The sequence below is a fragment of the Citrobacter sp. EC_71 genome (assembly GCF_019584005.1).
GTDB classification, from domain to species: Bacteria; Pseudomonadota; Gammaproteobacteria; order Enterobacterales; family Enterobacteriaceae; genus Citrobacter; species Citrobacter werkmanii.
In genome coordinates, this window is the sequence record NZ_VDAY01000010.1 from 25,254 (window position 1) to 49,772 (window position 24,519).

At 54.7% G+C, this 24,519-nt stretch carries 22 protein-coding genes; 6 read left to right on the forward strand and 16 right to left on the reverse strand.

The genetic code is table 11. The annotated features are described in order from the left end of the window. Positions 1-84: 84 nt before the first annotated feature. The 11 genes from eutG to maeB form a co-directional block, all read right to left on the reverse strand. Positions 85-1,272, reverse strand: a complete 1,188-nt coding sequence (gene eutG / locus FHD02_RS12680) for an ethanolamine utilization ethanol dehydrogenase EutG (protein WP_008785420.1) — start codon at positions 1,270-1,272, stop codon at positions 85-87. Further along, positions 1,262-2,101, reverse strand: a complete 840-nt coding sequence (gene eutJ / locus FHD02_RS12685; RefSeq protein ID WP_220393925.1) for an ethanolamine utilization protein EutJ — start codon at positions 2,099-2,101, stop codon at positions 1,262-1,264. Before eutJ ends, eutG begins: the two co-directional genes overlap by 11 nt. A gap of 12 nt (positions 2,102-2,113) precedes the next feature. Further along, entirely contained in the window at positions 2,114-3,517 is a 1,404-nt protein-coding gene (locus FHD02_RS12690) for an aldehyde dehydrogenase family protein (RefSeq protein WP_043017152.1), read from the reverse strand. An 11-nt stretch (positions 3,518-3,528) separates the two neighbouring features. Next, the gene (gene eutN / locus FHD02_RS12695; RefSeq protein WP_003038011.1) at positions 3,529-3,816 is read right to left on the reverse strand and encodes an ethanolamine utilization microcompartment protein EutN; all 288 of its coding nucleotides are present in this window, start codon (positions 3,814-3,816) and stop codon (positions 3,529-3,531) included. Between the two features lie 114 nt (positions 3,817-3,930). Continuing rightward, entirely contained in the window at positions 3,931-4,224 is a 294-nt protein-coding gene (gene eutM, locus FHD02_RS12700; RefSeq protein WP_003835054.1) for an ethanolamine utilization microcompartment protein EutM, read from the reverse strand. 36 nt (positions 4,225-4,260) lie between these two features. Next, the gene (pta, locus tag FHD02_RS12705) at positions 4,261-5,277 is read right to left on the reverse strand and encodes a phosphate acetyltransferase (protein WP_220393926.1); all 1,017 of its coding nucleotides are present in this window, start codon (positions 5,275-5,277) and stop codon (positions 4,261-4,263) included. After that, positions 5,274-6,077: an ethanolamine utilization cob(I)yrinic acid a,c-diamide adenosyltransferase EutT gene (eutT, locus tag FHD02_RS12710; protein WP_191226947.1), complete on the reverse strand. Its 804-nt coding sequence runs from the start codon at positions 6,075-6,077 to the stop codon at positions 5,274-5,276. The genes pta and eutT overlap by 4 nt, the downstream gene beginning before the upstream one ends. Positions 6,078-6,086: 9 nt before the next feature. Next, positions 6,087-6,785: an ethanolamine utilization acetate kinase EutQ gene (gene eutQ / locus FHD02_RS12715; protein WP_103285614.1), complete on the reverse strand. Its 699-nt coding sequence runs from the start codon at positions 6,783-6,785 to the stop codon at positions 6,087-6,089. Then, positions 6,763-7,242 carry an ethanolamine utilization acetate kinase EutP gene (gene eutP / locus FHD02_RS12720; RefSeq protein ID WP_003037998.1) on the reverse strand — a complete coding sequence of 160 codons (480 nt, stop codon included), beginning with the start codon at positions 7,240-7,242 and terminating at the stop codon, positions 6,763-6,765. The genes eutQ and eutP overlap by 23 nt, the downstream gene beginning before the upstream one ends. Positions 7,243-7,254: 12 nt before the next feature. Then, on the reverse strand, positions 7,255-7,590 hold the full coding sequence (gene eutS / locus FHD02_RS12725; protein ID WP_003037995.1) for an ethanolamine utilization microcompartment protein EutS: 336 nt from the start codon (positions 7,588-7,590) through the stop codon (positions 7,255-7,257). A 160-nt stretch (positions 7,591-7,750) separates the two neighbouring features. Then, positions 7,751-10,030, reverse strand: a complete 2,280-nt coding sequence (maeB, locus tag FHD02_RS12730; protein ID WP_220393927.1) for an NADP-dependent oxaloacetate-decarboxylating malate dehydrogenase — start codon at positions 10,028-10,030, stop codon at positions 7,751-7,753. 280 nt (positions 10,031-10,310) lie between these two features. Here maeB and tkt point away from each other — a divergent pair, with 280 nt between their 5' ends. Next, positions 10,311-12,305 (forward strand): transketolase, encoded by a 1,995-nt coding sequence (tkt, locus tag FHD02_RS12735; RefSeq protein WP_220393928.1) that lies wholly within the window; start codon positions 10,311-10,313, stop codon positions 12,303-12,305. Here tkt and FHD02_RS12740 read toward each other — a convergent pair. The 3 genes from FHD02_RS12740 to aegA form a co-directional block, all read right to left on the reverse strand. Further along, a complete protein-coding gene (locus tag FHD02_RS12740; protein WP_220393929.1) occupies positions 12,295-13,338 on the reverse strand; it encodes a DUF1176 domain-containing protein in 1,044 nt (347 codons plus the stop codon). The two genes, tkt and FHD02_RS12740, sit on opposite strands and share 11 nt — an antisense overlap. A gap of 123 nt (positions 13,339-13,461) precedes the next feature. Then, positions 13,462-14,037: a GDP-mannose pyrophosphatase NudK gene (gene nudK, locus FHD02_RS12745; protein WP_220393930.1), complete on the reverse strand. Its 576-nt coding sequence runs from the start codon at positions 14,035-14,037 to the stop codon at positions 13,462-13,464. A gap of 156 nt (positions 14,038-14,193) precedes the next feature. Continuing rightward, entirely contained in the window at positions 14,194-16,173 is a 1,980-nt protein-coding gene (aegA, locus tag FHD02_RS12750; RefSeq protein ID WP_220393931.1) for a formate-dependent uric acid utilization protein AegA, read from the reverse strand. 263 nt (positions 16,174-16,436) lie between these two features. Between aegA and narQ the strand changes: the two genes are divergently transcribed. Together narQ and acrD are read left to right on the forward strand one after the other, a co-directional pair. Next, the gene (gene narQ, locus FHD02_RS12755) at positions 16,437-18,134 is read left to right on the forward strand and encodes a nitrate/nitrite two-component system sensor histidine kinase NarQ (protein ID WP_220393932.1); all 1,698 of its coding nucleotides are present in this window, start codon (positions 16,437-16,439) and stop codon (positions 18,132-18,134) included. 185 nt (positions 18,135-18,319) lie between these two features. Further along, positions 18,320-21,433, forward strand: coding sequence for a multidrug efflux RND transporter permease AcrD (acrD, locus tag FHD02_RS12760; protein WP_137360591.1), 3,114 nt, complete (start codon positions 18,320-18,322; stop codon positions 21,431-21,433). A gap of 75 nt (positions 21,434-21,508) precedes the next feature. On the opposite strand, the gene ypfM is transcribed toward acrD, so the two are convergent. Beyond that, a complete protein-coding gene (gene ypfM / locus FHD02_RS12765) occupies positions 21,509-21,568 on the reverse strand; it encodes a protein YpfM (protein WP_001386977.1) in 60 nt (19 codons plus the stop codon). Between the two features lie 388 nt (positions 21,569-21,956). Here ypfM and FHD02_RS12770 point away from each other — a divergent pair, with 388 nt between their 5' ends. From FHD02_RS12770 to FHD02_RS12780, 3 genes are read left to right on the forward strand one after another with little or no spacing between them, the layout of a single operon-like run. Next, positions 21,957-22,313, forward strand: coding sequence for an ArsC family reductase (locus tag FHD02_RS12770; RefSeq protein ID WP_137360590.1), 357 nt, complete (start codon positions 21,957-21,959; stop codon positions 22,311-22,313). Between the two features lie 3 nt (positions 22,314-22,316). Next, complete coding sequence (gene dapE, locus FHD02_RS12775; RefSeq protein ID WP_137360589.1) at positions 22,317-23,444, forward strand: succinyl-diaminopimelate desuccinylase; 1,128 nt, start codon at positions 22,317-22,319, stop codon at positions 23,442-23,444. A 27-nt stretch (positions 23,445-23,471) separates the two neighbouring features. Beyond that, entirely contained in the window at positions 23,472-23,672 is a 201-nt protein-coding gene (locus FHD02_RS12780; protein WP_003835080.1) for a YpfN family protein, read from the forward strand. Between the two features lie 92 nt (positions 23,673-23,764). Here FHD02_RS12780 and ypfH read toward each other — a convergent pair whose 3' ends face one another. After that, entirely contained in the window at positions 23,765-24,463 is a 699-nt protein-coding gene (ypfH, locus tag FHD02_RS12785; protein WP_220393933.1) for an esterase, read from the reverse strand. Positions 24,464-24,519 lie beyond the last annotated feature (56 nt).

Below are 24,519 nucleotides of genomic sequence, written 5' to 3' on the forward strand. Positions count from 1 at the left end.
GGATAAGACGTTTACGTCGCCTCCGGCATTAACGCCGTGTTATTGCCGGATGGCGGTGCGAGCACCTTATCCGGCCTACAGGCATTACCCGGCAGCCGCGTACAGGTCGATGATCTGTGCCTGCGTGGCGGTGCGTGGGTTACTGCGAATACAAATATCCTCCAGCGCGGCGTGAGCCCATGCGCTGTACTGCTCGGGCTTTGCCCCAACGTCAGAGAGTCGTTTGGTCTGGCCCACTTCGCTAATCAACTCGCTGACCGCGTTGATAGCATCACGATCGTCCGATTTCTTATTGGTTAACGCGCGTCCGATATGGCTAAAGCGCTCACGACACACCATGCGGTTGAATCCCATTACCGTGGGCAGCAGCATGGCGTTAGCCTGTCCGTGCGGGATGTGCAACGTCGCTCCCGGCTGGTGCGCCATCGCATGGCACAGGCCAAGCCCAGCGCTGGAAAACGCCATCCCGGCCATACAGGAAGCCAGCAGCATGCTTTCGCGCGCAGCCAGATCCTGACCGTAGCCGACGGCCTTCGGCAGCGATTTACCGATCATCGCTATCGCGCCAATCGCCAGGCTGTCGGTAAACGGCGTCGCGTTCAGTGCGCTATACGCTTCAACGGCGTGCGTCAGTGCATCAATCCCGGTCATCGCCGTTACGTGTGCAGGCACGCCTTCCGTCAATGCGGCGTCAAGGATCGCCACATCCGGCATCAGGGTTGCGTGGGCCAGCACTTTTTTGAGTCCGGTCGCGGCGTCGATAATCACCGTGACGTTCGTGGTTTCTGAGCCCGTTCCGGCGGTAGTCGGTACGGCAATCAGCGGCAGACGCGGGCGTAACACGCTACGCTCGTCCATGTCAGCCAGCGTCTGGGTAGGATTGGTCACCAGCAACGCCACTGCCTTGGCGGCATCCAGCACGGAACCGCCGCCGAAAGCCACGACACCGTCGCACTTTGATTCACGCAGTTGCGCGACTGCCGCGCAGACGTCCGTAATGCACGGTTCACCTACCGGACATGGCCACAGCGTCATTGCCACACCTTTCATCGCCAGGCTGCGCTCCAGTGCGGCGGTCATCCCCGCCTGATGCAGAAAGCTGTCAACCATGACGAACATATGCGTCAGTCCGCGCGTTTGTGCTTCCTGTCCGCAGGTACTGAGCGCTCCCAGTCCACATAACGTAACCGGTGGAACGCTAAACGTTTTTACGCGTTGCAGATTCAGGGTATCGAATGCCTGAAAGAGCGCGGTCTGCAATTCAGCTTGCATAGATTCCTTCCGCTTTTTCTTTTCCGCTATTTGCAATCGCCAGCGGGGTCATAAACAGGCTGTGCTGGGGTAAATGCACCTGCAGTTCCGGGAAACGCTTACGAAACAGTTCATCAACGCCCGGCTGCATACAGGAGCCACCGGCCAACCACAAGTCAGCGATGCCCTGTCCTGCTATATGGTGAGCCACGATCTCCGCCATCTTTTCGTAGACCGGCTTAACCACTGGCCAGATTTCTTTGCCATTGCTGCGCTTGTACTGCTCGGCTTCTTCCAACTGGATACGACGGTTCCCGGCCAGCGTCAGAGAGATATGGTGCCCGCCAGTCGCTTCATCAGCGGAGTAAGTCACTTTGCCCTGTTTAACAATCGCAATCCCGGTAGTGCCACCACCAATATCCACCACGCCGGCGTTATCAAGCTGCAACAGATCCGCCACCGCGGTTGGTTCGTCGAGGACATGGCTCACTTCAAGCCCGGCAGACTCCAGCACGTTAATAGAGATGCGTGGGTCAGTTCCCGGTGGAAACGAGGTTGCCGCATGGGTAAAACGGCAACCCAGTTGTTGTTCGAGCGTATCGAGATGGCGACGAACGATGGTCACCGCACCAAAGAAATCCCAGACGATGCCATCGCGCACGACATCGGCCCAGTCCAGGCAAACCGCGACCGGCTGTCCGTCACTGTCCACAACCATCGACACCACATCACACGTTCCCAAATCAATGCCCAACCACAGCGGTGAATCGCTCTTTGCGGGCGTCTGGTTACATAGCGTTGCCGCTTTTAGCAGTCTGGGTGTCAACCAACGTTGTTCGTCGTGCGCCATCTCATTTACTCCTTATACAATTCTGAAGGCGTCTACCAACACACAGCGACGCAGGCGCACAAACGTACGCGCACTGGTCACCCCTTCCCCGGTTGGTGTGGTAATGGTCATCGTGGTCCAGCCTTCACCGCCCAGTCCAAGACCGGCAATACACGGTCCGTTCTTGACGAAAATGCTGGTATCAATGGCGTTTGCCATACGGTTCATGTTGTCGATATTGCGCGAGTGCATCGCCGCCGTATGGTGGCAGCCGCCTTCAAGCTTGACCGCCAGTTCGATGGCTTCATCAACGTTGGCGACTCGCACAACCGGCAGAACCGGCATCATCAGTTCGGTGACGGCAAACGGATGCGTCGCTGAGGTTTCGACGAATAACAGCCGGGTTTGATCCGGTACGTTCAGACCAATCGCCGCAGCGATTTTTCCTGCATCGCGGCCTACCCAGTCACGACTGACCGTGCCTTTACCGCGCTCATCGATATTTTTCAGCAGCACCGGCTGCAACTGGTCGGCCTGAGCCGCAGTCAGTTTCACCGCATGCTGGCTTTCCATCAGACGCATCAGTTCATCAGCGACGCTATCGACCACGATCAGCACTTTTTCGTCGGCGCAGATGATGTTGTTGTCAAACGAAGCGCCTTTAACGATCGACTGCGCCGCGCGCGCCAGGTCGGCCGTTTCATCAACCACCACCGGCGGATTACCTGCGCCGGCGGCAATCAGACGTTTGTTGGTGTGCTTACGCGCGGCATCCACTACGGCTTCACCGCCGGTCACCACCAGCAGGCCGATACCTGGGTACTTAAACAGACGTTGGGCGGTTTCGATATCCGGGTTGGCAACGGTAACCAGCAGGTTTGCCGGACCGCCTGCGGCAACCACCGCCTGGTTAAGCAGAGTGATAGCGCGCTGAGAGACTTTTTTCGCCGCCGGATGCGGTGCGAAGACCACGCTGTTGCCAGCGGCAATCAGGCTGATGGCGTTGTTAATGACGGTAGCGGCCGGGTTGGTGGACGGCGTCACCGAGGCCACCACGCCCCACGGCGCATTTTCAATCAGCGTCAGGCCGTTATCGCCGGTAAGGACCTGTGGAGACAGGCATTCCACCCCCGGCGTGCCGCGCGCCTGCGCCACGTTTTTGGCAAATTTATCTTCAACGCGTCCCATGCCGGTTTCTGTGACGGCAAGTTCCGCTAATTCTCTGGCGTGCTTTTCGCCCGCCTCACGTAGAGCCGTGATAGCCAGTTGGCGCATGGCAACGCTTTTCAGCCCCTGCTGGGCCAGTTTTGCTGCCGCCACTGCGTCATCCAGGGAGGCAAAAACGCCCATTTCTTGAACGGCACTGACCGGTTGGCTGCTGTCTTTCATTTTCAGCAGCACCGCTTTCACGACCTGTTCAATATCCTGTTGATTCATGATTTTCTGCCTTATTTATGGAAGATCACCTGACCACCTGCCACCACTTCATCGACAATGCCAATCACGCACAGATCGACAGGTGATGATTCATTCCGGTGCGCCTGACGGGCTGAGCTTCCGCTGACCAGCAGCACCCACTCTCCGGTTCCCGCCCCGATGCTGTCGATAGCAACAGCACATTGCCCGTCGGGATTTCCCTGGGCGTCAATCATTTCCACCATCAGCAACTTGTCGTGCGCGAGCCCCTGATGGCGTACGGTACAAACAATTTGTCCTGTAACGATTGCCAGTTTCATACGCGCCTCCGTGGCATATTTCAGGTAAAACCTCCCCCTACCCTCCGCAGAAGGTAATGTGAAAAGGAGAGAGGGTGACGCCAGCAATGAAGTCTGTGGCGTCACATGGACGACTTACATGTCGTTGCTGTCGCCTTTAAAGCTGATCGGGAACACTTCTTCCAGATCGCCGTGCGGACGTGGGATCACGTGTACTGAAACCAGCTCGCCAATACGCTGTGCAGCCGCAGCACCTGCGTCCGTTGCAGCTTTACATGCCGCTACGTCGCCACGGACCATGGCAGTGACCAGACCGCCACCGATCTGCTTCACGCCAACCAGTTTCACCCGTGCCGCTTTAACCATTGCGTCAGAAGCCTCAATCAGTGCAACCAGGCCCCGGGTTTCAATCATTCCTAATGCTTCCATTGTGTTTTCCTCTCATTAAGGGGTCCAGAACGGGACCTAAACAACCAGTGTTTGTGAGGCGTTTTCACGACTCACGTCAGTCTGGCGCGGCACTGCTGCCACCAACGCCAGTTCGATAATTTCCTGTACGCTACAGCCACGAGAGAGATCATGAAGCGGTGCGGCAAGCCCTTGAATCAACGGACCTACTGCGCGATACCCTCCCAGACGCTGAGCGATTTTGTAGCCAATATTGCCTGCCTCGAGCGATGGGAAGACCATCACATTGGCATTGCCCTTTAACGGACTGGCGGGCGCTTTTTGCGCTGCGACATCCGGAACAAAGGCGGCATCAAATTGCAGTTCTCCGTCCACGGTAAGCTGCGGGGCACGCTCACGAACGATCTCGGTCGCCTGCTGCACGTTAGCGACGTTAGGATGGCGAGCACTGCCATTGCTTGAAAACGACAGCATGGCGACGCGCGGCTCTTCACCAGTGATCACCTGCCATGTCTGCGCGCTGGCAATTGCAATATCCGCCAACTGTGCGGCGGTGGGCTGCGGCACGACGCTGCAATCGGCAAAACCTAATGACGAACCAAGGTACTGCGGCAGCATCAGGAAAATTGACGACAGCGTTTTACAGCCAGGCTGTAGCCCGATAATGCGTAATCCGGCACGCAGCACGTTCGCTGTTGATGAGAGATTGCCCGCAATACAGACGTCAGCTTTACCCGCGCTGACCATTGCAGCGGCGAACATCAGCGGATCGTTGAGTTTTTCCAGCGCATCCGCAGGCGTTTTATCTCCCGCGCGGGCCAGCCAGCGCAGCGCAAACTCTTCGCGCATTGGCTGATTGCTTTGCGGATCGATAACCTGAATGCCATCCATTGCCACCCGATGGCTGAGGGCAAACTGGCGCAGCGCAAACGGGCTGGCGACGAGAATGGGATGTGCCAGACCGTGCTGATGCAGGTAATTCGCCGCCTTCAGCACCCGGACATCCAGCGCATCCGGGAACACCACCCGTGCCGGTGAGCGTTGGGCGAGTTGACGAGCACGTTCAATGATCATTGCTTCTCCCCCAGTCGCTGTTGAATTTGGTTAACCGTCAGCGGATGCTTCGCAACGCTCAGAATCATCATCACGTAGACCGTACTGGAAAGGCGGTTGAGCGCCTGCATAATGTCCGGTCGCATAACCTCAAAACTGCGAGTGATGAACACCTGGGCCGCCACCGTCTCCGTTTCACGGACTTTGGTACGCAGCAGATTAAGCAGCGCGCAATCACGTCCGTGGCTGGCTTCAGGCACCAGGTGGTCGTGGTCCAGATAGCGCAGCGGTTGATGAGAAAGACGGTGTAAATCTTCGTCACTTAAACCCACGACAGCTTGTGCTGCCAGCGGCTCATCCATGGCGTCAGCGCGCATAATATTGCCCAGGCGCGAGCGGATATCCGCCAGCCACGGCTGCCACGGTTCTGTCATCTCAATCTGCAACCACACAGCCAGGGCGATGGTGCTGTCCAGCGCGGCGCGAAATCCCAGCCGAGGGTCACTTTTGGCGACCATCTTGTCCGCCGTCAGATGCGTCAGGGTGTCCGGTTTCTTCGCCACCGGTTGATGGCACAGTTCGCAGCTGGCCTGTGGATGCGTATCGCTGCTGGTTAATCCATGCACCGGCTGCGGCTGCTGTTCTTCGTCATCAATAAACAGGCTGCCCTGCTCGTCGATAAACTTAATACGCAGATGTCGGCTTTCCAGTAATTCCCGGGCAGACGGCGTCAGGCGAGCGTCAGCGGGGAGATGAATTTCAGCCCCTTCGCTGAGCGTATGATTCGCTCTGAGCCATGCTTCGGTAATGAAATCCTTCATACATCCGCCTTAGCAGGACTGCCAGTTCGCAGGCCAGGCCACATACAGAAACTTCACCGTCGATGGCGTACCAAATTCGATGCTGGAACCTTTCGGGATAAACATGACGTCCCCGGCTTTTGCAATCATGGTTTCGCCTTCGTGGCGAACGTGCAGCTCGCCTTCCAGAATCATGTCGATTTCGTCGTAGTTCAGCGTCCATGGGAAAAAAGCGTTATCCCACTGCATGAACCCGGCGGCCATGCTGCTACCGTCCTGGTCGGTCACCAGATCGGTTAAGCCCACGCAGTGCGGCTGCGCGCCGTCAAAACGACCAAACTTCACGCTGCTGCCGTCGATGACTTTGACGCCGCCTTTGCCGGTTACCGAGCTAAAACTCGGCTGCATTCCGCCCTGCTCCAGCGACTGCTTCTCCTTCATAACTTTGTCCATCAGCTGGGCGACCAGGCTTTCGGTAAACTGCCCTTCCGGTAACTGCGCAATGATGGTTTCGCGAATGCGCTGGCTTTCCGTTTTGCCATCATCAACCGCCGCCGGTACAGCAGCAGTTGGCGCGGATTCATCGCATTCACTGATGGTAACGCCCAGCAGCTCCGCAACTTCGCGCGCCTCCGGGGTGATGATGCTGGCGCGCAGAACAACCGACATTTCCTGTTCGCCGCGTGCGTGGGCCGCACGAATATCGTTAGCTGTGATGAGTTTTTTCACCTGCCCTTTCCTCCTTTTGGCTGAGCTCAGTCAGATAATCCACCAGGTGCTGCACGCTACGTGGGTCATGGCTATTGAGCTCAAAAATCGGCTCCTGAAACCCCATCCCACGAAGTAGTTGTCGCGTTGCGGCGACGTCGGCATCCGGCATGTCCGTTTTGCTGATAACGGCGATTTGTCGTTTACTGGCGCCGATATCCAACAGCCCGGCAGGTAAGCGACTTTCTTTATCATTTGCCGCGTGTATATAAATCAACGTATCGACATCCTGCAGCGTGGTAATTAAGGCGTGATACCAGCGCGGATGGCTAAAATATTCCCCTGGCGTATCGATATCGCCATTTTCATTAAACTCCACGGCCTGTGTTTTTCTGGCGAGGGAATAATTCCCCTGTAGCGCATTAAAGAGCGTTGTTTTCCCCGCCCCCACCGTACCGACAAACGCAATACGTTTCATCGCCGCCTCTGATTAACTTTTTGTCAGGTTACACAAAGTGAAATTTAATAATCGACCCAGACCGCTTACCGTCTGTAATAACGCTTCTTCTACTGCGCCTACCGAGCCGTAGATCACCAGTGCACCGCTGAATCTATCGAGAAAACCGATATGTACATCCGCCGCCTTCATGGCTAAGTCACCGGCAATCATCGCGGTTTCGCCTGGCGTCAGCGTCATGATGCCGATAGCGCCCGCTTCGGGAACGCCGATCTTTTTCGCTAATTCCTCGCCGGGGTGCGCAATGAGATGCGCCAGCGTGACCTGTTTCCCCGGCACAAATTCCTGAATAATGCGTTCTTTTTCCATTGCTCACCGCCTCCGCTAAAACTGCCCTCATCGTGGCAATTTTTTGTCAGAGTAAATAACAAAATTCGGCAACCAGGTTTAAAAGGTGAAGTAGATCACTAAGAAAGGGAAAATAAAAAGGCGCGGGAGAAACCCGCGCCGGAAATAAATTAAAGTGAAATTACAGCGGCTGCGTTTGAGCTTCTACAACCGCCAGCGCCACCATATTAACGATACGACGAACAGAGGCGATCGGCGTTAATACATGAACAGGTTTCGCAACCCCCATAAGCACCGGGCCCACCGTTACGCCTTCAGAACTGGAAACGCGTAGTAAGTTGTAACTAATACGGGCCGCTTCCATATTCGGCATCACCAGAATATTTGCAGAGCCTTTCAACGGACTGTCCGGCATGCGGTCATTACGGATGCTTTCCACCAGCGCAGCATCGCCGTGCATTTCGCCGTCAATCATCAACTCTGGCGCACGCGCCTTAATCAGCTCCAGCGCTTCGCGCATTTTGCTGGCCGACGGGCAGTCAGAGGAACCAAAGTTGGAGTGCGAGAGCAACGCTACCTTCGGTTCAATACCAAAGCGACGCACGGTCTCTGCCGCCATCACGGCGATTTCAGCCAGTTGCTCAGGCGTAGGATCGTCGTTGACGTAAGTATCGGCGATAAAGGTGTTACCGCTTGGCAGCAGCAAGGCGTTCATCGCTCCGGCAGTATGCACGCCATCACGATGACCAAACACCTCTTTCACCACGCTGAAGTGCTCATGGTAGTCGCCAATCGTACCGCAGATCATCGCATCCGCTTCGCCGCGCTGTACCATGATTGCGCCGATCACCGTGGTGTTGGCGATCACCGCACGCTGCGCCTGCTCCTGGGTAATCCCACGACGCTTCATAATCTGGTAGTACTCGCTCCAGTACTCTTTAAAGCGCGGATCGGACTCATTGTTGACGATTTCAAAATCGACGCCTGCTTTGATCTGCAACCCCAGTTTCTGGATACGCATTTCAATAACGCTTGGACGACCGATCAGGATCGGTTTTGCCAGCCCTAAAGTAATCAGCTCCTGGGTAGCATGCAATACGCGCGCCTCTTCCCCTTCGGTCAGCACCACGCGCTTCGGCGCTTTGCGTGCCAGGGAGAAAATCGGCTTCATGAACAGGTTGGTTTTGTAGACGAATTCGGTCAGCTTATCGATGTAAGCGTCAAAGTCGGCAATCGGACGCGTTGCCACGCCGGAGTCCATCGCCGCTTTCGCCACAGCAGGGGCGATTTTGACGATCAGACGCGGGTCGAACGGTTTCGGAATGATGTATTCCGGGCCGAAGCTCAGGTCCTGATCGCCATAAGCAGAGGCCACCACTTCACTCTGCTCGGCATGCGCCAGCTCAGCAATGGCGTGCACCGCCGCCAGTTTCATCTCTTCGTTGATGGCGGTAGCACCAACGTCCAGCGCACCGCGGAAGATGAACGGGAAGCACAGGACGTTGTTAACCTGGTTCGGGTAGTCTGAACGACCGGTACAGATGATGGCGTCGGAACGCACCTCTTTTGCCAGCGGCGGCAGGATTTCCGGCTCCGGGTTGGCGAGTGCCAGAATCATTGGCGCACGCGCCATCTCCTTAACCATTTCCTGCGTCAGCACTTTCGGGCCCGAGCAGCCGAGGAAAATATCTGCGCCGTCAATGACATCATCCAGCGTACGCTTACCGTCATCCACCACCGCGTAAGCCGCTTTGGTTTCCGCCATGTTCGGTTCGCGGTCTTTGTAAATCACACCTTTGGAGTCACAGACCACAATATTGTGTTTCTGCATACCCAGCGCTACCAGCAGGTTCATACAGGCAATCGCCGCCGCACCTGCACCAGACACCACCATGCGCACGTCAGAGATATTTTTCTCAACCACCCGCAGACCGTTCAGAATAGCGGCAGTACTGATGATTGCCGTACCGTGCTGATCATCGTGGAAGACCGGAATATTCATGCGCTCGCGCAGTTTTTGCTCAATGTAGAAGCACTCTGGCGCTTTAATATCTTCGAGGTTGATACCGCCAAACGTGGGCTCCAGGGCCGCAACCACATTGATAAACTTATCCGGATCGAGTTCATCGACTTCAATGTCGAACACGTCGATCCCGGCGAATTTCTTAAACAGAACGCCTTTACCTTCCATCACCGGTTTGCCGGCCAACGCGCCAATGTTGCCAAGGCCCAGCACCGCTGTGCCGTTGGAAATAACCGCAACCAGGTTGCCGCGCGCGGTGTATTTGTAGGCTGCCAGCGGATCCTTTTCAATTTCAAGACACGGTGCAGCCACGCCCGGCGAGTAGGCCAGCGCCAGGTCGCGCTGCGTTGCCAGAGGCTTGGTCGGAGAAACCTGGATTTTACCGGGTACCGGAAATTCGTGGAAATCGAGGGCGCTTTGTTTTAACTGGTCATCCATCTTGTTGTTCCTTTCACGTATCTATCAAAAAAGTGGCGCGGGTAACCATTCTACTGAGCCGCACATTATCACCTCAGTCAACGGTACAAACTTTGAAGGTCCCCAAACTCTCACCATTCAAAGAAAGAATTTGTTATCAATTTATAACAACCATGTTACCTGCTTAATCCAGCAATACCATGCCTGTCTGCTATGCTTTTTGCTGACAACTCCCGCAATTTTCCCAAAAGTGTGAATCACAACACGCATCTAACACTTTACTTTTCAAGGAGTATTTCCTATGACCCGTAAAGAGCTTGCCAATGCCATTCGTGCGCTAAGTATGGATGCCGTCCAAAAAGCTAACTCCGGCCACCCTGGAGCACCAATGGGGATGGCCGATATCGCCGAAGTTCTGTGGAACGATTTTCTACGCCATAACCCGACCGACCCCACCTGGTACGATCGTGACCGGTTTATTCTGTCCAACGGCCACGCCTCAATGCTGCTTTACAGCCTGTTGCATCTTTCCGGTTACGACCTGCCGATCGAAGAATTAAAGAACTTCCGTCAGCTCCATTCGAAGACGCCAGGGCACCCGGAAATTGGCTACACGCCGGGCGTGGAAACCACGACAGGACCGCTGGGTCAGGGTTTAGCCAACGCCGTCGGTATGGCCATTGCCGAACGTACGCTGGCAGCGCAGTTTAACCAGCCGGACCATGAGATTGTTAACCACTTTACCTGGGTCTTTATGGGCGACGGCTGTCTGATGGAGGGTATTTCACACGAGGCTTGTTCGCTGGCGGGCACGCTGGGGCTTGGCAAACTCATTGGCTTCTACGATCACAACGGCATCTCAATTGACGGTGAAACCGACGGCTGGTTTACCGACGATACTGCAAAACGCTTTGAGGCTTATCACTGGCATGTGGTGCACGAGATTGACGGTCATGACCCAGAGGCGGTGAAAAAAGCCATTCAGGAAGCGCAGGCTGTTACCGATAAACCATCGCTAATTATCTGCCGCACGGTGATTGGTTTTGGCTCACCGAATAAAGCCGGGAAAGAAGAAGCGCACGGCGCCGCGCTGGGTGAAGAAGAAGTGGCGCTAACCCGACAGAAGCTGGGGTGGCACCATCCTGCTTTTGAGATCCCCAAAGAGATTTACCGGGCGTGGGATGCACGGGAAAAAGGTGAGAAAGCGCAACAGGCCTGGAATGAGAAATTCGCGGCGTATCAACAAGCACACCCGGAGCTGGCGGCTGAATTTACCCGTCGAATGAGCGGCGGGCTACCGGAACAGTGGGAAGAAACAACCCAGAAGTACATTACCGACTTACAGGCTAATCCGGCCAAAATCGCCACCCGTAAGGCCTCACAAAATACCCTGAACGCCTACGGGCCGATACTGCCTGAACTGCTTGGCGGGTCAGCGGATCTGGCGCCCAGCAACCTGACCATCTGGAAAGGTTCCGCTTCACTTAAAGAGGATCCGGCCGGAAACTACATCCACTACGGCGTGCGGGAATTTGGCATGACCGCGATTGCCAACGGTATCGCCCATCACGGTGGCTTTGTACCGTACACCGCCACGTTCCTGATGTTTGTCGAATATGCCCGTAATGCCGCGCGCATGGCGGCGCTGATGAAGGCCAGACAAATCATGGTTTATACCCACGACTCGATTGGTCTGGGGGAGGATGGTCCTACGCACCAGGCCGTCGAGCAGCTCGCCAGCCTGCGTCTGACGCCTAATTTCAGCACCTGGCGACCGTGCGATCAGGTCGAAGCCGCGGTGGGCTGGAAGCTGGCGGTCGAACGCCATGACGGGCCAACGGCGCTAATCCTCTCCAGACAAAATCTGGCGCAGGTTGAGCGAACGCCTGAACAGGTGCAGCAGATTGCCCGCGGAGGATATGTGCTGAAGGACAGCGGCGGTAAACCGGATGTTATTTTGATTGCGACCGGTTCAGAAATGGAAATTACGCTGCTGGCGGCGGAAAAACTGACCGGTGAAGGCCGTAACGTGCGCGTGGTTTCTCTGCCCTCAACCGATATTTTTGACGCTCAGGATGAGGCGTACCGGGAATCGGTCTTACCGGCAAACGTCAGCGCGCGCGTGGCGGTGGAAGCAGGCATTGCCGATTACTGGTACAAATATGTCGGCCTAAAAGGGGCAATTGTCGGCATGAGCGGTTATGGAGAATCGGCTCCGGCAGATAAGTTGTTCCCGTTCTTCGGCTTTACGGTGGATAACATCGTCGCCAAAGCGCATAAAGTGCTTAACGCGTGATCCACAATGTGGGCCAGGCATCTGGCCCATGCCAGTTATCGCAACTTGGTTCCTGGGCATAACGCGCCAGGCGAAACCGCTGTCCATCATAGCGCCAGCGCGTCTGGATACCGCAATCTGCCAACCCTCGCCCTTTAGCGAGGGTAACCAGTTCTCGCGACTTCTCGTCAAACGTGGCGTTGGTCAGCTCCATATCCCGACTTTCGGCATCCGTTTTAAAAGGGAGACTCAAACGTACGGCACTGGAGGTTAACGGTTTTGCGCGCGAAACAATCCACGCCAGATCGATAGTGTTATACGCCCCAGCTTCGCAGCCGATCATCAGTAGCGCTTTATCATCCGTCAGGGCCGTGACGCGCATCTCGCGACGCAGTGGATCGATCGAGCAGCGAATACCATTGATGCGCCAGTTACCATAATCCAGCAGCTCGCTGCGCTCTTGTTGCGTTAAGGGCGTTGGCGTTGGGTTAATGACAGCCACACCTTTCAGGGCCGGGGCTGGCGGTACGCTGAGCGGCGGCTCATCACCTTTTTCGATCCATGCGGTTTCGCTCCCAACGCGTTTTTGCTGGGCGTCGATAAACAACAATGCGGCTTTTAATCCGATCAGTGAAAGATTCTGCGCGCCTTTTTGCAGGGTTATTGCCTTCGCGTCCTGTACAGTTTGTAAAAATGCGCTAATAGTGGCCGGATCATCGGTCATCAGTTGCCAGGGCGTAATACGCCAGTGCTCACCGCTAAGCGCAAGCGGGGCGCCATCCAGCAACAGACGCGGCGAAATTTCGCTCTCTTTAACATGGGAAGGCTCCAGCCCTCCCTGTTCAATACGCAACACCGCATCGGTGTGCGCCCCAGCGCTGCGGCTGAGGGTCATGACCAGGCCGTGATGTTCTCCGGTATTGCGCGCCACGCAAAAATTCTGGTTGTTACACGTCACCTGCCAATCAGAAAAAGCCTGCTGCGCGGGCGCGGCCCACAGCAAACGAACGGGTAGCAGCCCGAGCAGGAAAAGGAAAATGACGCGATAGCGCATGGACGGTACAACCCCGAAATCAAAACACACAGCCTAAGCGGTATCTTCCTTGCGCGACTGATGTGGCTCAATAAGAATCGTCGGATTGGCCGTCTATTTGTAAAGAAATATTAATACTGGAGGTTAATCCATAAGGTGCGACGACTGCAGGTAGTTCAACAACAGCACCGTTTTGCCGTCACGGATCTCACCCGTTTTAATCATTTCCAGTGCCTGCGTGAACGGTAGCTCCAGAACCTCAATATCTTCATCTTCAACACCGCCGCCTGCGTTTGCCCGCTGACTGTCGCTGTATTGCGCGATAAAGAAATGGATCAGCTCCGTTACGCCGCCCGGCGACATGTAGAGTTCGAACAGTTTACGCACTTCACCCACTTCATAGCCGGTCTCTTCAATCGCCTCTTTACGAATACACACTTCCGGTTCGTCGTTATCCAGTAGCCCGGCGCAGGTTTCAATCAGTTGGCCGTCTTCGTTACCGTTGACCCAGGTCGCGACGCGGAACTGACGGATGAGCACCACGGTTTTTTTCTCAGCGTTATACAACAGAATAGTCGCACCGTTGCCGCGATCGTAAACCTCGCGTTTGTGACGAATCACCTCCCCATTACTTCGGGTCAGGTCATAGGTGATATTGCGCAGGATGAAGTAGTTATCAGAAAGGACTTTATCTTTGATGAGGGTAATTTTTTGCGACATACCGGCTCCACGGCGAGAAGTGAAAAATAATACTACGCCGTGAAACCGGGTTTGTCTTGGAACAATGTAGGCCTGATAAGCAAAGCGCCATCAGGCATGCATGCGGCACATTGCCGGATGGCAACGCTAACGCGTTTTATCCGGCCTACTCGCCGATTAATGAGATTTGACTGATTTTACGCCCAGCCAGTCAACGATCCCCTGGGCAGCATGCCGCCCTTCGGCCATCGCCGTGACCACCAGGTCCGCACCGCGTACCGCATCTCCGCCGGCAAAAATTTTCGGATTACTGGTTTGATAACGGTACGCGCTCTCAACGTTGGCGGCAATGCGTCCCCAGTTATCGACCTTAACGCCATGCGTCTCCAGCCACGGCATACCGTGGGGGTGGAAACCAAACGCCATGATCACCGCGTCTGCGGGCATAACAAACTCACTCCCGGCGATCGGCACCGGACGTCGACGCCCATTCGCGTCCGGCTCGCCAAGCTGGGTACGTAAGAAACGCACGCCGCTGACTCGTCCATCGGCATTCAACACCAGTTCAACCGGCTGGACGTTAAACTCAAAGTTCGCCCCCTCTTCACGCGCGTTTTTTACCTCTTTTTTCGAACCCGGCATGTTGGCTTCATCACGACGATAGGCGCAGGTTACCTGACTTGCGCCGTGACGCAGCGCAGTGCGAACGCAGTCCATTGCCGTATCGCCTCCGCCCAGGACAACCACATTCAGCCCGGCGGTATCAATAAACGGTTCTTCAGGCAGTTCATCCAGCCCCATCACCTGTTTCGTGTTGGCAATCAGGAACGGCAGCGCATCATAAACACCAGGCGCGTCTTCATTCGGCAGGTCCGCCTTCATGGAACGATAGGTCCCCACGCCCACAAACACGGCATCGTACTCTTCCAGCAGCGTCGCCAGCGCCACATCCTTGCCCACTTCGCAGTTAAGTTCGAAATGAATGCCCATGGCGCTGAAGATTTCACGGCGACGCGCCAGCAGCGTTTTGTCGAGCTTGAAGGCCGGTATGCCAAACGTCAGCAAACCGCCGATTTCAGGATGGCGATCGTACACGGTGGCGCTAACGCCGTTTCGCGCTAACACATCCGCACAGGCCAGGCCCGCCGGACCCGCGCCGATAATCGCGACGCGCTTATCCACTTTCTGTACGTGGCTTAAGTCCGGTCGCCAACCTTTACTCAGCGCCCGATCAGAAATATAACGCTCAATATTACCGATAGTCACCGCGCCATGCTCGTTACGCACCGTACATGCCGCTTCGCAGAGCCGATCCTGGGGACACACGCGCCCGGTCACTTCCGGCAGACAGTTGGTCTGATGAGAAAGCTCAACCGCCGCGTCAATGTTCCCGGCTTTGACCAGTTCTATCCACTGCGGAATATGGTTATGCAGTGGGCAGGTCCATTCGCAAATACTGTGGTCGCCGCATTTCAGGCAGCGGGATGCTTCCCGTTCCGCCTGCGCCGTGCGAAACGGCAGATAGATCTCTTCAAAGCTGGTTTTACGGGCTTCAATCGCCAGCTTGTCCGGCTCACCACGCGCAGGCGTCGCCTGCATTTGCTCACGTTTGGTGATGGCATCCTGAACAAAATCGGTAGCGCTACTGTGCCAGGGCTGACTCTCCAGACTGGCTGTACGCAGTCTGCGCGCTTTTGACAGACCGGTAAGCGCGTTTTCCGTCACCAACTGTAACGCCTGTGCCGGACAGTTTTCCACGCAAGCGGGCCCCTCTTCACGCCCCTGGCACAAATCGCATTTATGCGCTGTCGCTTTCACCTTTCCTTTAGCCACGGGAGTGAGTACGATCTGCATCGTGCCAAAGGGACAAGCCACGATGCACGATTTGCAGCCAATACATTTTTGCGGGTTCACCTGCACGCTGTCGTTTTCATGGCTGATTGCCCCGTTTGGGCAACTTCTGGCGCAGGGCGCATCTTCACAGTGGTGGCAGGTCACCGCACTGCGTTGTTGCTGATGCTTGATGACGGTAATTCGGGGCTGAAAATGCCGCGGGCTCAGGACATGCTGCTCGCCATTGTGAGCCATGACGCAGGCGACCTCACAGGCATGGCAACCCAGGCACTGCTGGCTATTGACCATAATAAAACGATTCATGGCTTCCTTCTTTTTTGGTTGCAAAAACCTTATTCTTTATATGACTGTTGTTATTAACCGACACGGAAGGAAGCGGCAATGTTCATTTGCCCAGGAAGCACAACTATTTATCCAGAACCTGTGGCAGATCAATTTATTTCATCGCATATGAAATTGTGTTTCAGTTACCATCCAGTTTCATGGCGTTTTATTAACATTTATCAACTACACCGCATCGTTCGGGCTGAATCAAGGCGCGACGTGTAGTGTGTGAGGATGCACAAGTGACGGTAAAGCGTCCGGTCTCGGCCAGTCTGGCCAAGGCTTTTTTCTACATCGTGCTGTTGTCGATTCTCTCAACGGGTATTGCGCTGCTCACGCTGACCAGCAGCTTGCGGGATGCTGAAGCCATCAACGTTGCTGGCTCATTGCGCATGCAAAGCTACCGTCTGGGTTACGATCTGCAAAGCCAAAGCCCGAAGCTCAACGCTCACCGCCAACTTTTCCAACAGGCGCTAAACTCGTCGGCATTGCAAAATCTGAATGCGTGGTATGTACCGCAAGCGGTGAAAAGTCGCTATGGACGACTGCATGCAAACTGGCTGGAAATGAACGCCCGTTTGATCGATGGCGATTTAAAATGGTACCAGGCCAATATCAACAACTATGTCGATCAAATCGATCTCTTCGTGCTGGCGCTGCAACACTACGCCGAACGCAAAGTGATGCTGGTTTTTGGTATTTCGCTGGCAGGCGGGATCGGCATATTCACTTTGGTTTTCTTTACCCTGCGGCGCATTCGCCAGCAGGTGGTGCGGCCGCTAAATAAGCTGGTAATGGCCAGCCAGCACATTGAGCACGGTCAGTTTGATATCCCGCCGCTGGATACCGGTTTACCCAACGAACTGGGGCTGCTGGGCAAGACCTTTAGCCAGATGTCGAGTGAGTTGCACAAGCTGTACCGCTCGCTGGAAGCCTCGGTCGCAGAGAAAACCCACGATCTCCACGAAGCTAATCGCCGCCTGGAGGTGCTGTATCAGTGCTCTCAGGCGCTCAACACCAGCCAGATTGATGTGTACTGCTTCCGCCATATTTTACAGATTGTCCGCGAACATGACGCCGCGTATTTCCTGGAGCTTACCGTCGGTGATAACTGGCGGATTAGCGAAGGGACCAAAAGCCCCGAGCTGCCAATGCAAATCCTGCCGGTCACGATGCAGGAAACCGTCTACGGCGAACTGCACTGGCAAAGTCCAAACGTCAATGCCTCGACCCCGCTGCTCAACAGCGTATCATCAATGCTGGGACGCGGGTTGTACTTCAACCAGGCGCAAAAACATTTTCAGCAGCTGTTATTAATGGAAGAGCGCGCGACCATTGCACGCGAACTGCATGACTCGCTGGCGCAGGTGCTCTCTTATTTACGCATTCAGCTCACGCTGCTGAAGCGCTCGATTCCAGAGGATAACGCTCCGGCGCAAAGCATTATGGCGGATTTCTCTCAGGCGCTGAATGATGCCTATCGTCAATTGCGCGAGCTGCTGACCACCTTCCGTCTGACCTTACAGCAGGCCGATTTACCCTCCGCTCTGCATGAAATGCTGGAAACGCTGCAAAATCAGACCACAGCTAAACTCACACTCGACTGTCGGTTGCCTACGCTGGCGCTGGATGCGCAAATGCAGGTGCATCTGTTGCAAATTGTTCGTGAAGCGGTGCTGAACGCGATTAAGCATGCTAACGCAACCGAAATTGCCGTCAGTTGCGTCACCGCGCCGGATGGCAATCATACGGTTTATATCCGCGATAACGGCATCGGCATTGGCGAACCGCATGAGCCTACCGGACACTATGGATTAAATATTATGCATGAGCGAGCGGAAAGACTCAGCGGCACATTGACCTTCTCGCAGCCCTCCGGCGGGGGAACGCTGGTAAGCATCAGTTTTCGTTCGGCTGAATCCGACAGTGGTCTAACGTAAAGAACCGCAAAGCGCTTGCAGGCCGGGATCCCGCCCTGACGGGCGCTGGCACAAAAGGTATGCTGTAAACGGGCATGATAATTTACATTATCTTCTTTTTTTCTCCACGTTTGGCTCGTACCTTGCCGCTAAAGTGAAACAAGTCATACCCATAACGATACGCAGAAACACGAGGTCCCCTTTTAATGGCGAATTTTTTCATCGATCGCCCCATTTTTGCCTGGGTGTTAGCTATCCTGTTGTGCCTGACAGGAGCCCTGGCTATTTTTTCACTACCCGTTGAGCAATATCCCGATCTGGCCCCGCCCAACGTGCGGGTAACCGCCAACTATCCTGGCGCATCTGCACAAACGCTGGAAAACACCGTGACCCAGGTCATCGAGCAGAATATGACTGGTCTCGATAATCTGATGTACATGTCATCACAAAGCAGCGGGACAGGCCAGGCGACGGTTACGCTGAGCTTTGTCGCCGGAACCGATCCTGACGAGGCCGTACAGCAGGTGCAAAACCAGCTGCAATCGGCAATGCGTAAGCTGCCGCAGGCGGTACAGGATCAAGGTGTCACGGTGCGTAAAACCGGGGATACCAATATTCTGACCATCGCCTTCGTCTCTACCGATGGCTCCATGGATAAGCAGGACATCGCCGATTACGTCGCGAGTAATATTCAGGATCCGCTCAGCCGTATAAACGGCGTGGGGGATATCGATGCCTACGGCTCACAATACTCCATGCGTATCTGGCTCGATCCGGCCAAACTTAACAGTTTCCAGATGACCGCCAAAGATGTGACCGATGCCATCGAGTCACAGAATGCGCAGATTGCCGTCGGGCAACTTGGCGGTACGCCTTCAGTAGACAAACAGGCGCTGAATGCGACGATTAATGCCCAGTCGCTGCTGCAGACTCCGGATCAATTCCGCGCGATTACGCTACGCGTTAACCAGGACGGTTCAGAAGTTAAACTGGGCGACGTGGCGACGGTCGAAATGGGCGCGGAAAAGTATGACTACCTCAGCCGCTTCAACGGCAACCCGGCTTCCGGTCTGGGGGTAAAACTGGCCTCCGGCGCTAATGAAATGGCAACGGCTGAGCTGGTTATCGACCGCCTGAACGAGCTTTCGCAGTATTTTCCACACGGGCTGGAATACAAGGTGGCGTATGAAACCACCTCCTTCGTTAAAGCCTCAATCATCGACGTGGTAAAAACCCTGCTGGAAGCGATCGCGCTGGTATTTTTGGTCATGTACCTGTTCCTGCAAAACTTCCGCGCCACGCTGATTCCCACTATCGCCGTACCTGTCGTTCTGATGGGCACCTTCTCCGTGCTCTACGCCTTTGGCTATAGCGTGAACACGTTAACCATGTTTGCGATGGTGCTGGCGATCGGCCTGCTGGTGGATGACGCCATTGTAGTAGTGGAAAACGTCGAGCGTATTATGAGTGAGGAAGGCCTCACGCCGCGTGAAGCGACGCGGAAATCGATGGGGCAAATCCAGGGGGCGCTGGTCGGTATCGCCATGGTACTGTCGGCAGTGTTTATCCCAATGGCCTTCTTCGGCGGTACCACCGGGGCGATTTATCGCCAGTTCTCGATTACCATTGTTTCCGCGATGGTGCTGTCCGTTCTGGTGGCGATGATCCTCACCCCTGCCCTGTGCGCCACGCTACTCAAACCGCTGCATAAAGGCGAGCATCACGGGCAAACCGGTTTCTTCGGCTGGTTTAACCGCATGTTTAATCGCAACGCCGAGCGCTACGAAAAAGGCGTTGCCCGGATCCTGCACCGCAGCCTGCGCTGGATCCTGATCTACGTTCTGCTGCTCGGCGGTATGGTCTTCCTGTTCCTGCGTCTGCCGACTTCCTTCCTGCCGCTGGAAGACCGCGGAATGTTTACCACCTCGATACAGCTCCCCAGCGGCTCCACCCAACAACAAACGTTGAAAGTGGTAGAGGAAGTAGAGAAGTATTACTTCACCCACGAAAAAGACAACATCATGTCGGTCTTTTCCACGGTAGGATCCGGCCCCGGCGGGAACGGACAAAACGTGGCGCGTATGTTCGTGCGTTTAAAAGACTGGGATGAGCGTGACACCACCACCGGGACCTCCTTCGCCATCATCGAACGCGCGACCAAAGCGTTTAATAAGATTAAAGAGGCTCGCGTCTTCGCCAGCAGCCCTCCAGCCATTAGCGGCCTCGGAAGTTCGGCTGGTTTTGATATGGAACTGCAGGATCACGCCGGCGCGGGCCATGACGCGTTAATGGCCGCACGCGACAAGCTGATTGAGCTGGCCGGGAAAGACGCGTCCCTCACCCGCGTTCGTCATAACGGACTCGACGACAGTCCACAATTGCAAATTGATATCGATCAGCGCAAAGCCCAGGCGCTGGGCGTGTCCATTGACGACATCAACGACACATTGCAAACGGCCTGGGGCTCCAGCTACGTTAACGACTTTATGGACCGCGGCCGCGTGAAGAAAGTCTACGTCCAGGCGGCGGCAAAATACCGCATGCTCCCGGACGATATCAACCTGTGGTACGTCCGCAATAATAGCGGCGGCATGGTGCCTTTTTCGGCCTTTGCCACCTCGCGTTGGGAAACCGGCTCACCGCGTCTGGAGCGTTATAACGGCTATTCTGCCGTCGAGATTGTCGGTGAAGCCGCGCCCGGCGTCAGTACCGGTACGGCGATGGACGTGATGGAGTCGCTGGTCCGCCAATTGCCGACCGGATTTGGCCTGGAATGGACGGCGATGTCTTATCAGGAACGACTGTCGGGTTCTCAGGCCCCCGCCCTGTACGCCATCTCTCTGCTGGTGGTGTTCCTGTGTCTGGCGGCGCTGTACGAGAGCTGGTCGGTGCCCTTCTCCGTCATGCTGGTCGTGCCGCTGGGGGTTATCGGCGCGCTGCTGGCCACCTGGATGCGCGGTCTGGAAAACGATGTCTATTTCCAGGTCGGGTTATTAACCGTTATCGGTCTTTCAGCAAAGAACGCGATATTGATTGTTGAATTCGCCAATGAGATGAACGAGAAAGGACACGATCTGCTTGATGCCACGCTGCATGCCTGTCGCCAGCGCTTACGCCCAATTCTGATGACGTCGCTGGCGTTTATCTTTGGGGTGTTGCCGATGGCCATCAGCAATGGCGCGGGTTCCGGCGGTCAACATGCAGTGGGGACCGGCGTAATGGGCGGGATGATTTCAGCCACCATCCTGGCGATTTACTTCGTTCCCCTGTTCTTTGTACTGGTCCGCCGACGCTTCCCATTGAAGCCACGCCCAGAATAATCGGACACAAAAAAGGCGACTTACGTTGAGTCGCCTTTTTTTATCCTTTGCAGGATCTGAATTTCTTCCAGAAAATTATTTACGAAGCATGACTTCGATAAAGTCTTTCCAGTTCCCCAGTTCACGTTCAATCATAACAACCTCTCTTATTATTATGAGCATTCTACGAAATCATCATCATCAAAAGAAGATCATTTAACCGATGGTTGTGATTACATCCTCCCGTGTTTGGGGTTTATGTGATCACTATGCGCTATGCCCATAAATTTTATGTGACTTACTGCAATATTTTGAAATATTCATACATCATCTACTACTTTTGCAATTCTGATGAAAAAACAGGCTGATGCAAACAGGCAAATTCTGATTTTCATTTATGAGTTAGTTTTGGAACTTTCAGGAATCATTATTCACCATTGTTCAACAATGTTATATTTCTCTATAACGCCAGGATGACAATATGTATTATCCGTGTTCACACAACACGAGAATAAATATTCAAATTAAATCGATAAGGATTCAAATGATCACGCTCTACGGCATTAAAAATTGCGATACGATTAAAAAAGCCAGACGCTGGTTAGAACAACGAGAGATCGACTACCGCTTCCATGATTATCGCGTCGACGGCCTGGACAACGCGCTATTACAGTCTTTTATCAGCGAATTAGGTTGGGAGCCGCTGCTCAATACGCGTGGAACCACGTGGCGGAAACTGGATGAAGCCACGCGTAGTCAAATCACTACTGCGGACGCCGCCGCCGCGTTGATGATTGAAATGCCTGCAATTATCAAACGCCCATTGCTCTGCGAGCCGGGTAAGCCTATGCTGCTTGGTTTCAGTGATTCCAGTTATACGCAGTTTTTTAATGAGGTGTAATCTATGTCGTGCCCGGTTATTGAGCTGACTCAGCAGCTTATTCGCCGTCCTTCTCTGAGCCCGGATGATGCCGGGTGCCAGGCGTTAATGATTGAACGTCTGCGTGCGGTAGGTTTTACCGTTGAGCGTATGGATTTTGGTGACACGCAGAATTTTTGGGCATGGCGCGGTAAAGGTGAGACCCTGGCATTTGCCGGTCACACTGACGTAGTGCCTGCCGGCGATGTCGATCGCTGGATTAATCCGCCGTTCGAACCGACCATTCGCGATGGCATGCTGTTTGGGCGTGGCGCTGCCGATATGAAAGGTTCACTGGCAGCGATGATCGTGGCCGCAGAACGCTTTGTCGCCCAACATCCTAATCATCAGGGCCGTCTGGCGTTCCTGATAACCTCTGACGAAGAAGCCAGCGCCAAAAACGGCACCGTAAAGGTGGTTGAAGCGCTGATGGCGCGTAACGAACGCCTCGATTATTGTCTGGTAGGCGAACCATCCAGTACGGAAATCGTTGGCGACGTGGTGAAAAATGGTCGTCGTGGTTCGCTGACCTGCAACCTGACCATTCACGGCGTGCAAGGACACGTGGCCTACCCACATCTGGCTGATAACCCGGTACACCGCGCCGCGCCAATGCTCAATGAACTGGTGGCGATCGAGTGGGATCAGGGTAACGAGTTCTTCCCAGCGACCAGTATGCAGATTGCCAATATTCAGGCAGGAACCGGTAGCAACAACGTCATCCCTGGTGAGCTGTTCATCCAGTTTAACTTCCGTTTCAGCACCGAATTAAACGATGAAATGATTAAAGCCAGGGTGCTGGAACTGCTGGAAAAACATCAACTGCGTTATACCGTCGACTGGTGGCTCTCCGGTCAGCCGTTCCTGACCGCACGCGGTAAACTGGTGGATGCAGTAGTGAACGCCATTGAGCACTATAATGAAATTAAACCGCAGTTACTGACTACAGGCGGGACATCCGACGGGCGTTTTATTGCCCGCATGGGGGCACAGGTAGTAGAGCTTGGGCCGGTCAATGCCACCATTCATAAAATTAATGAATGCGTTAATGCCGCCGACCTGCAACTGCTTGCCCGTATGTATCAACGTATCATGGAGCAACTCGTCGCCTGATGAGTGTTCCTGCAAGAGGAAATGAGCATGGACTGGCTGGCAAAATATTGGTGGATTTTAGTATTGGTGTTTCTGGTAGGCGTATTGCTGAACGTGATTAAAGATCTCAAGCGCGTCGACCACAAAAAGTTTCTCGCTAATAAGCCGGAGCTTCCCCCGCATCGTGACTTTAACGATAAATGGGACGACGACGACGATTGGCCGAATAAGGATCAGCCGAAGAAATAATTTGTAGGCCGGATAACACATATCACATTGCTATCCGGCACTATCACTGACTGTCATGCCGGATGGCGGCTTCGCCTTATCCGGCCTACAGGTTAAATCATCTCAATCACATCATCATCGTGAGGCTTACCGCCGCTCAGCGCTTCATCAAAGTAGTGCTTCGGTATGGTAAAACGCAGATGATCCAGCGCAAACTGCATGCTGTGTTCATCAATGGCGTGCCCCAGATTTTCGACGATATCCAGCGTCACATCCCCACCCGCGCGAATTAATGCTTCCTGTGCGGCAACGGCGTGAGATAACTCAATCACCCGGTCTTCACCGCCGTGAATCAAATGCACCGTCGTAGCCGTGGTTGCAACCTCTGGTAAGGTGGCATAGCGACCATTAAAGGCGATGACGCGCGATACCAGCCCTGGCTCGGCTTTAATACTCTCAAGCGACATAATCGCCCCCTGAGAAAAACCAATCAGCGCGGTAGCCTGAGGTGAAACGCCGCTCTGCTTCTGCCAGTAGCGCACGGTTTCAATAAAGACCGGCATAATGGCGTCAACACGCGCCTGCCGGTTCTCTTCCGTTACGCCCTGAACCGAAAACCACTGACGTCCGGAAGGAGAACCAGAAGGCTCAGCCCCGCCAATGCTGACGATGAGCGCATCCGGAAACAGCGGTGCAAACCAGGAGCCGATTTCGCCCATGGCAACCGGGTTATCGCCGACGCCATGAAACAGCAGCAGTAGCTGTTGAGCGGGTTTATCAGGACTTTGAACAACAAAATGGTCATGTTTCATGGCGATCTCCTTAACTGATGAGAATTATTCTACGCCGCTTAACCGCAATGACCATG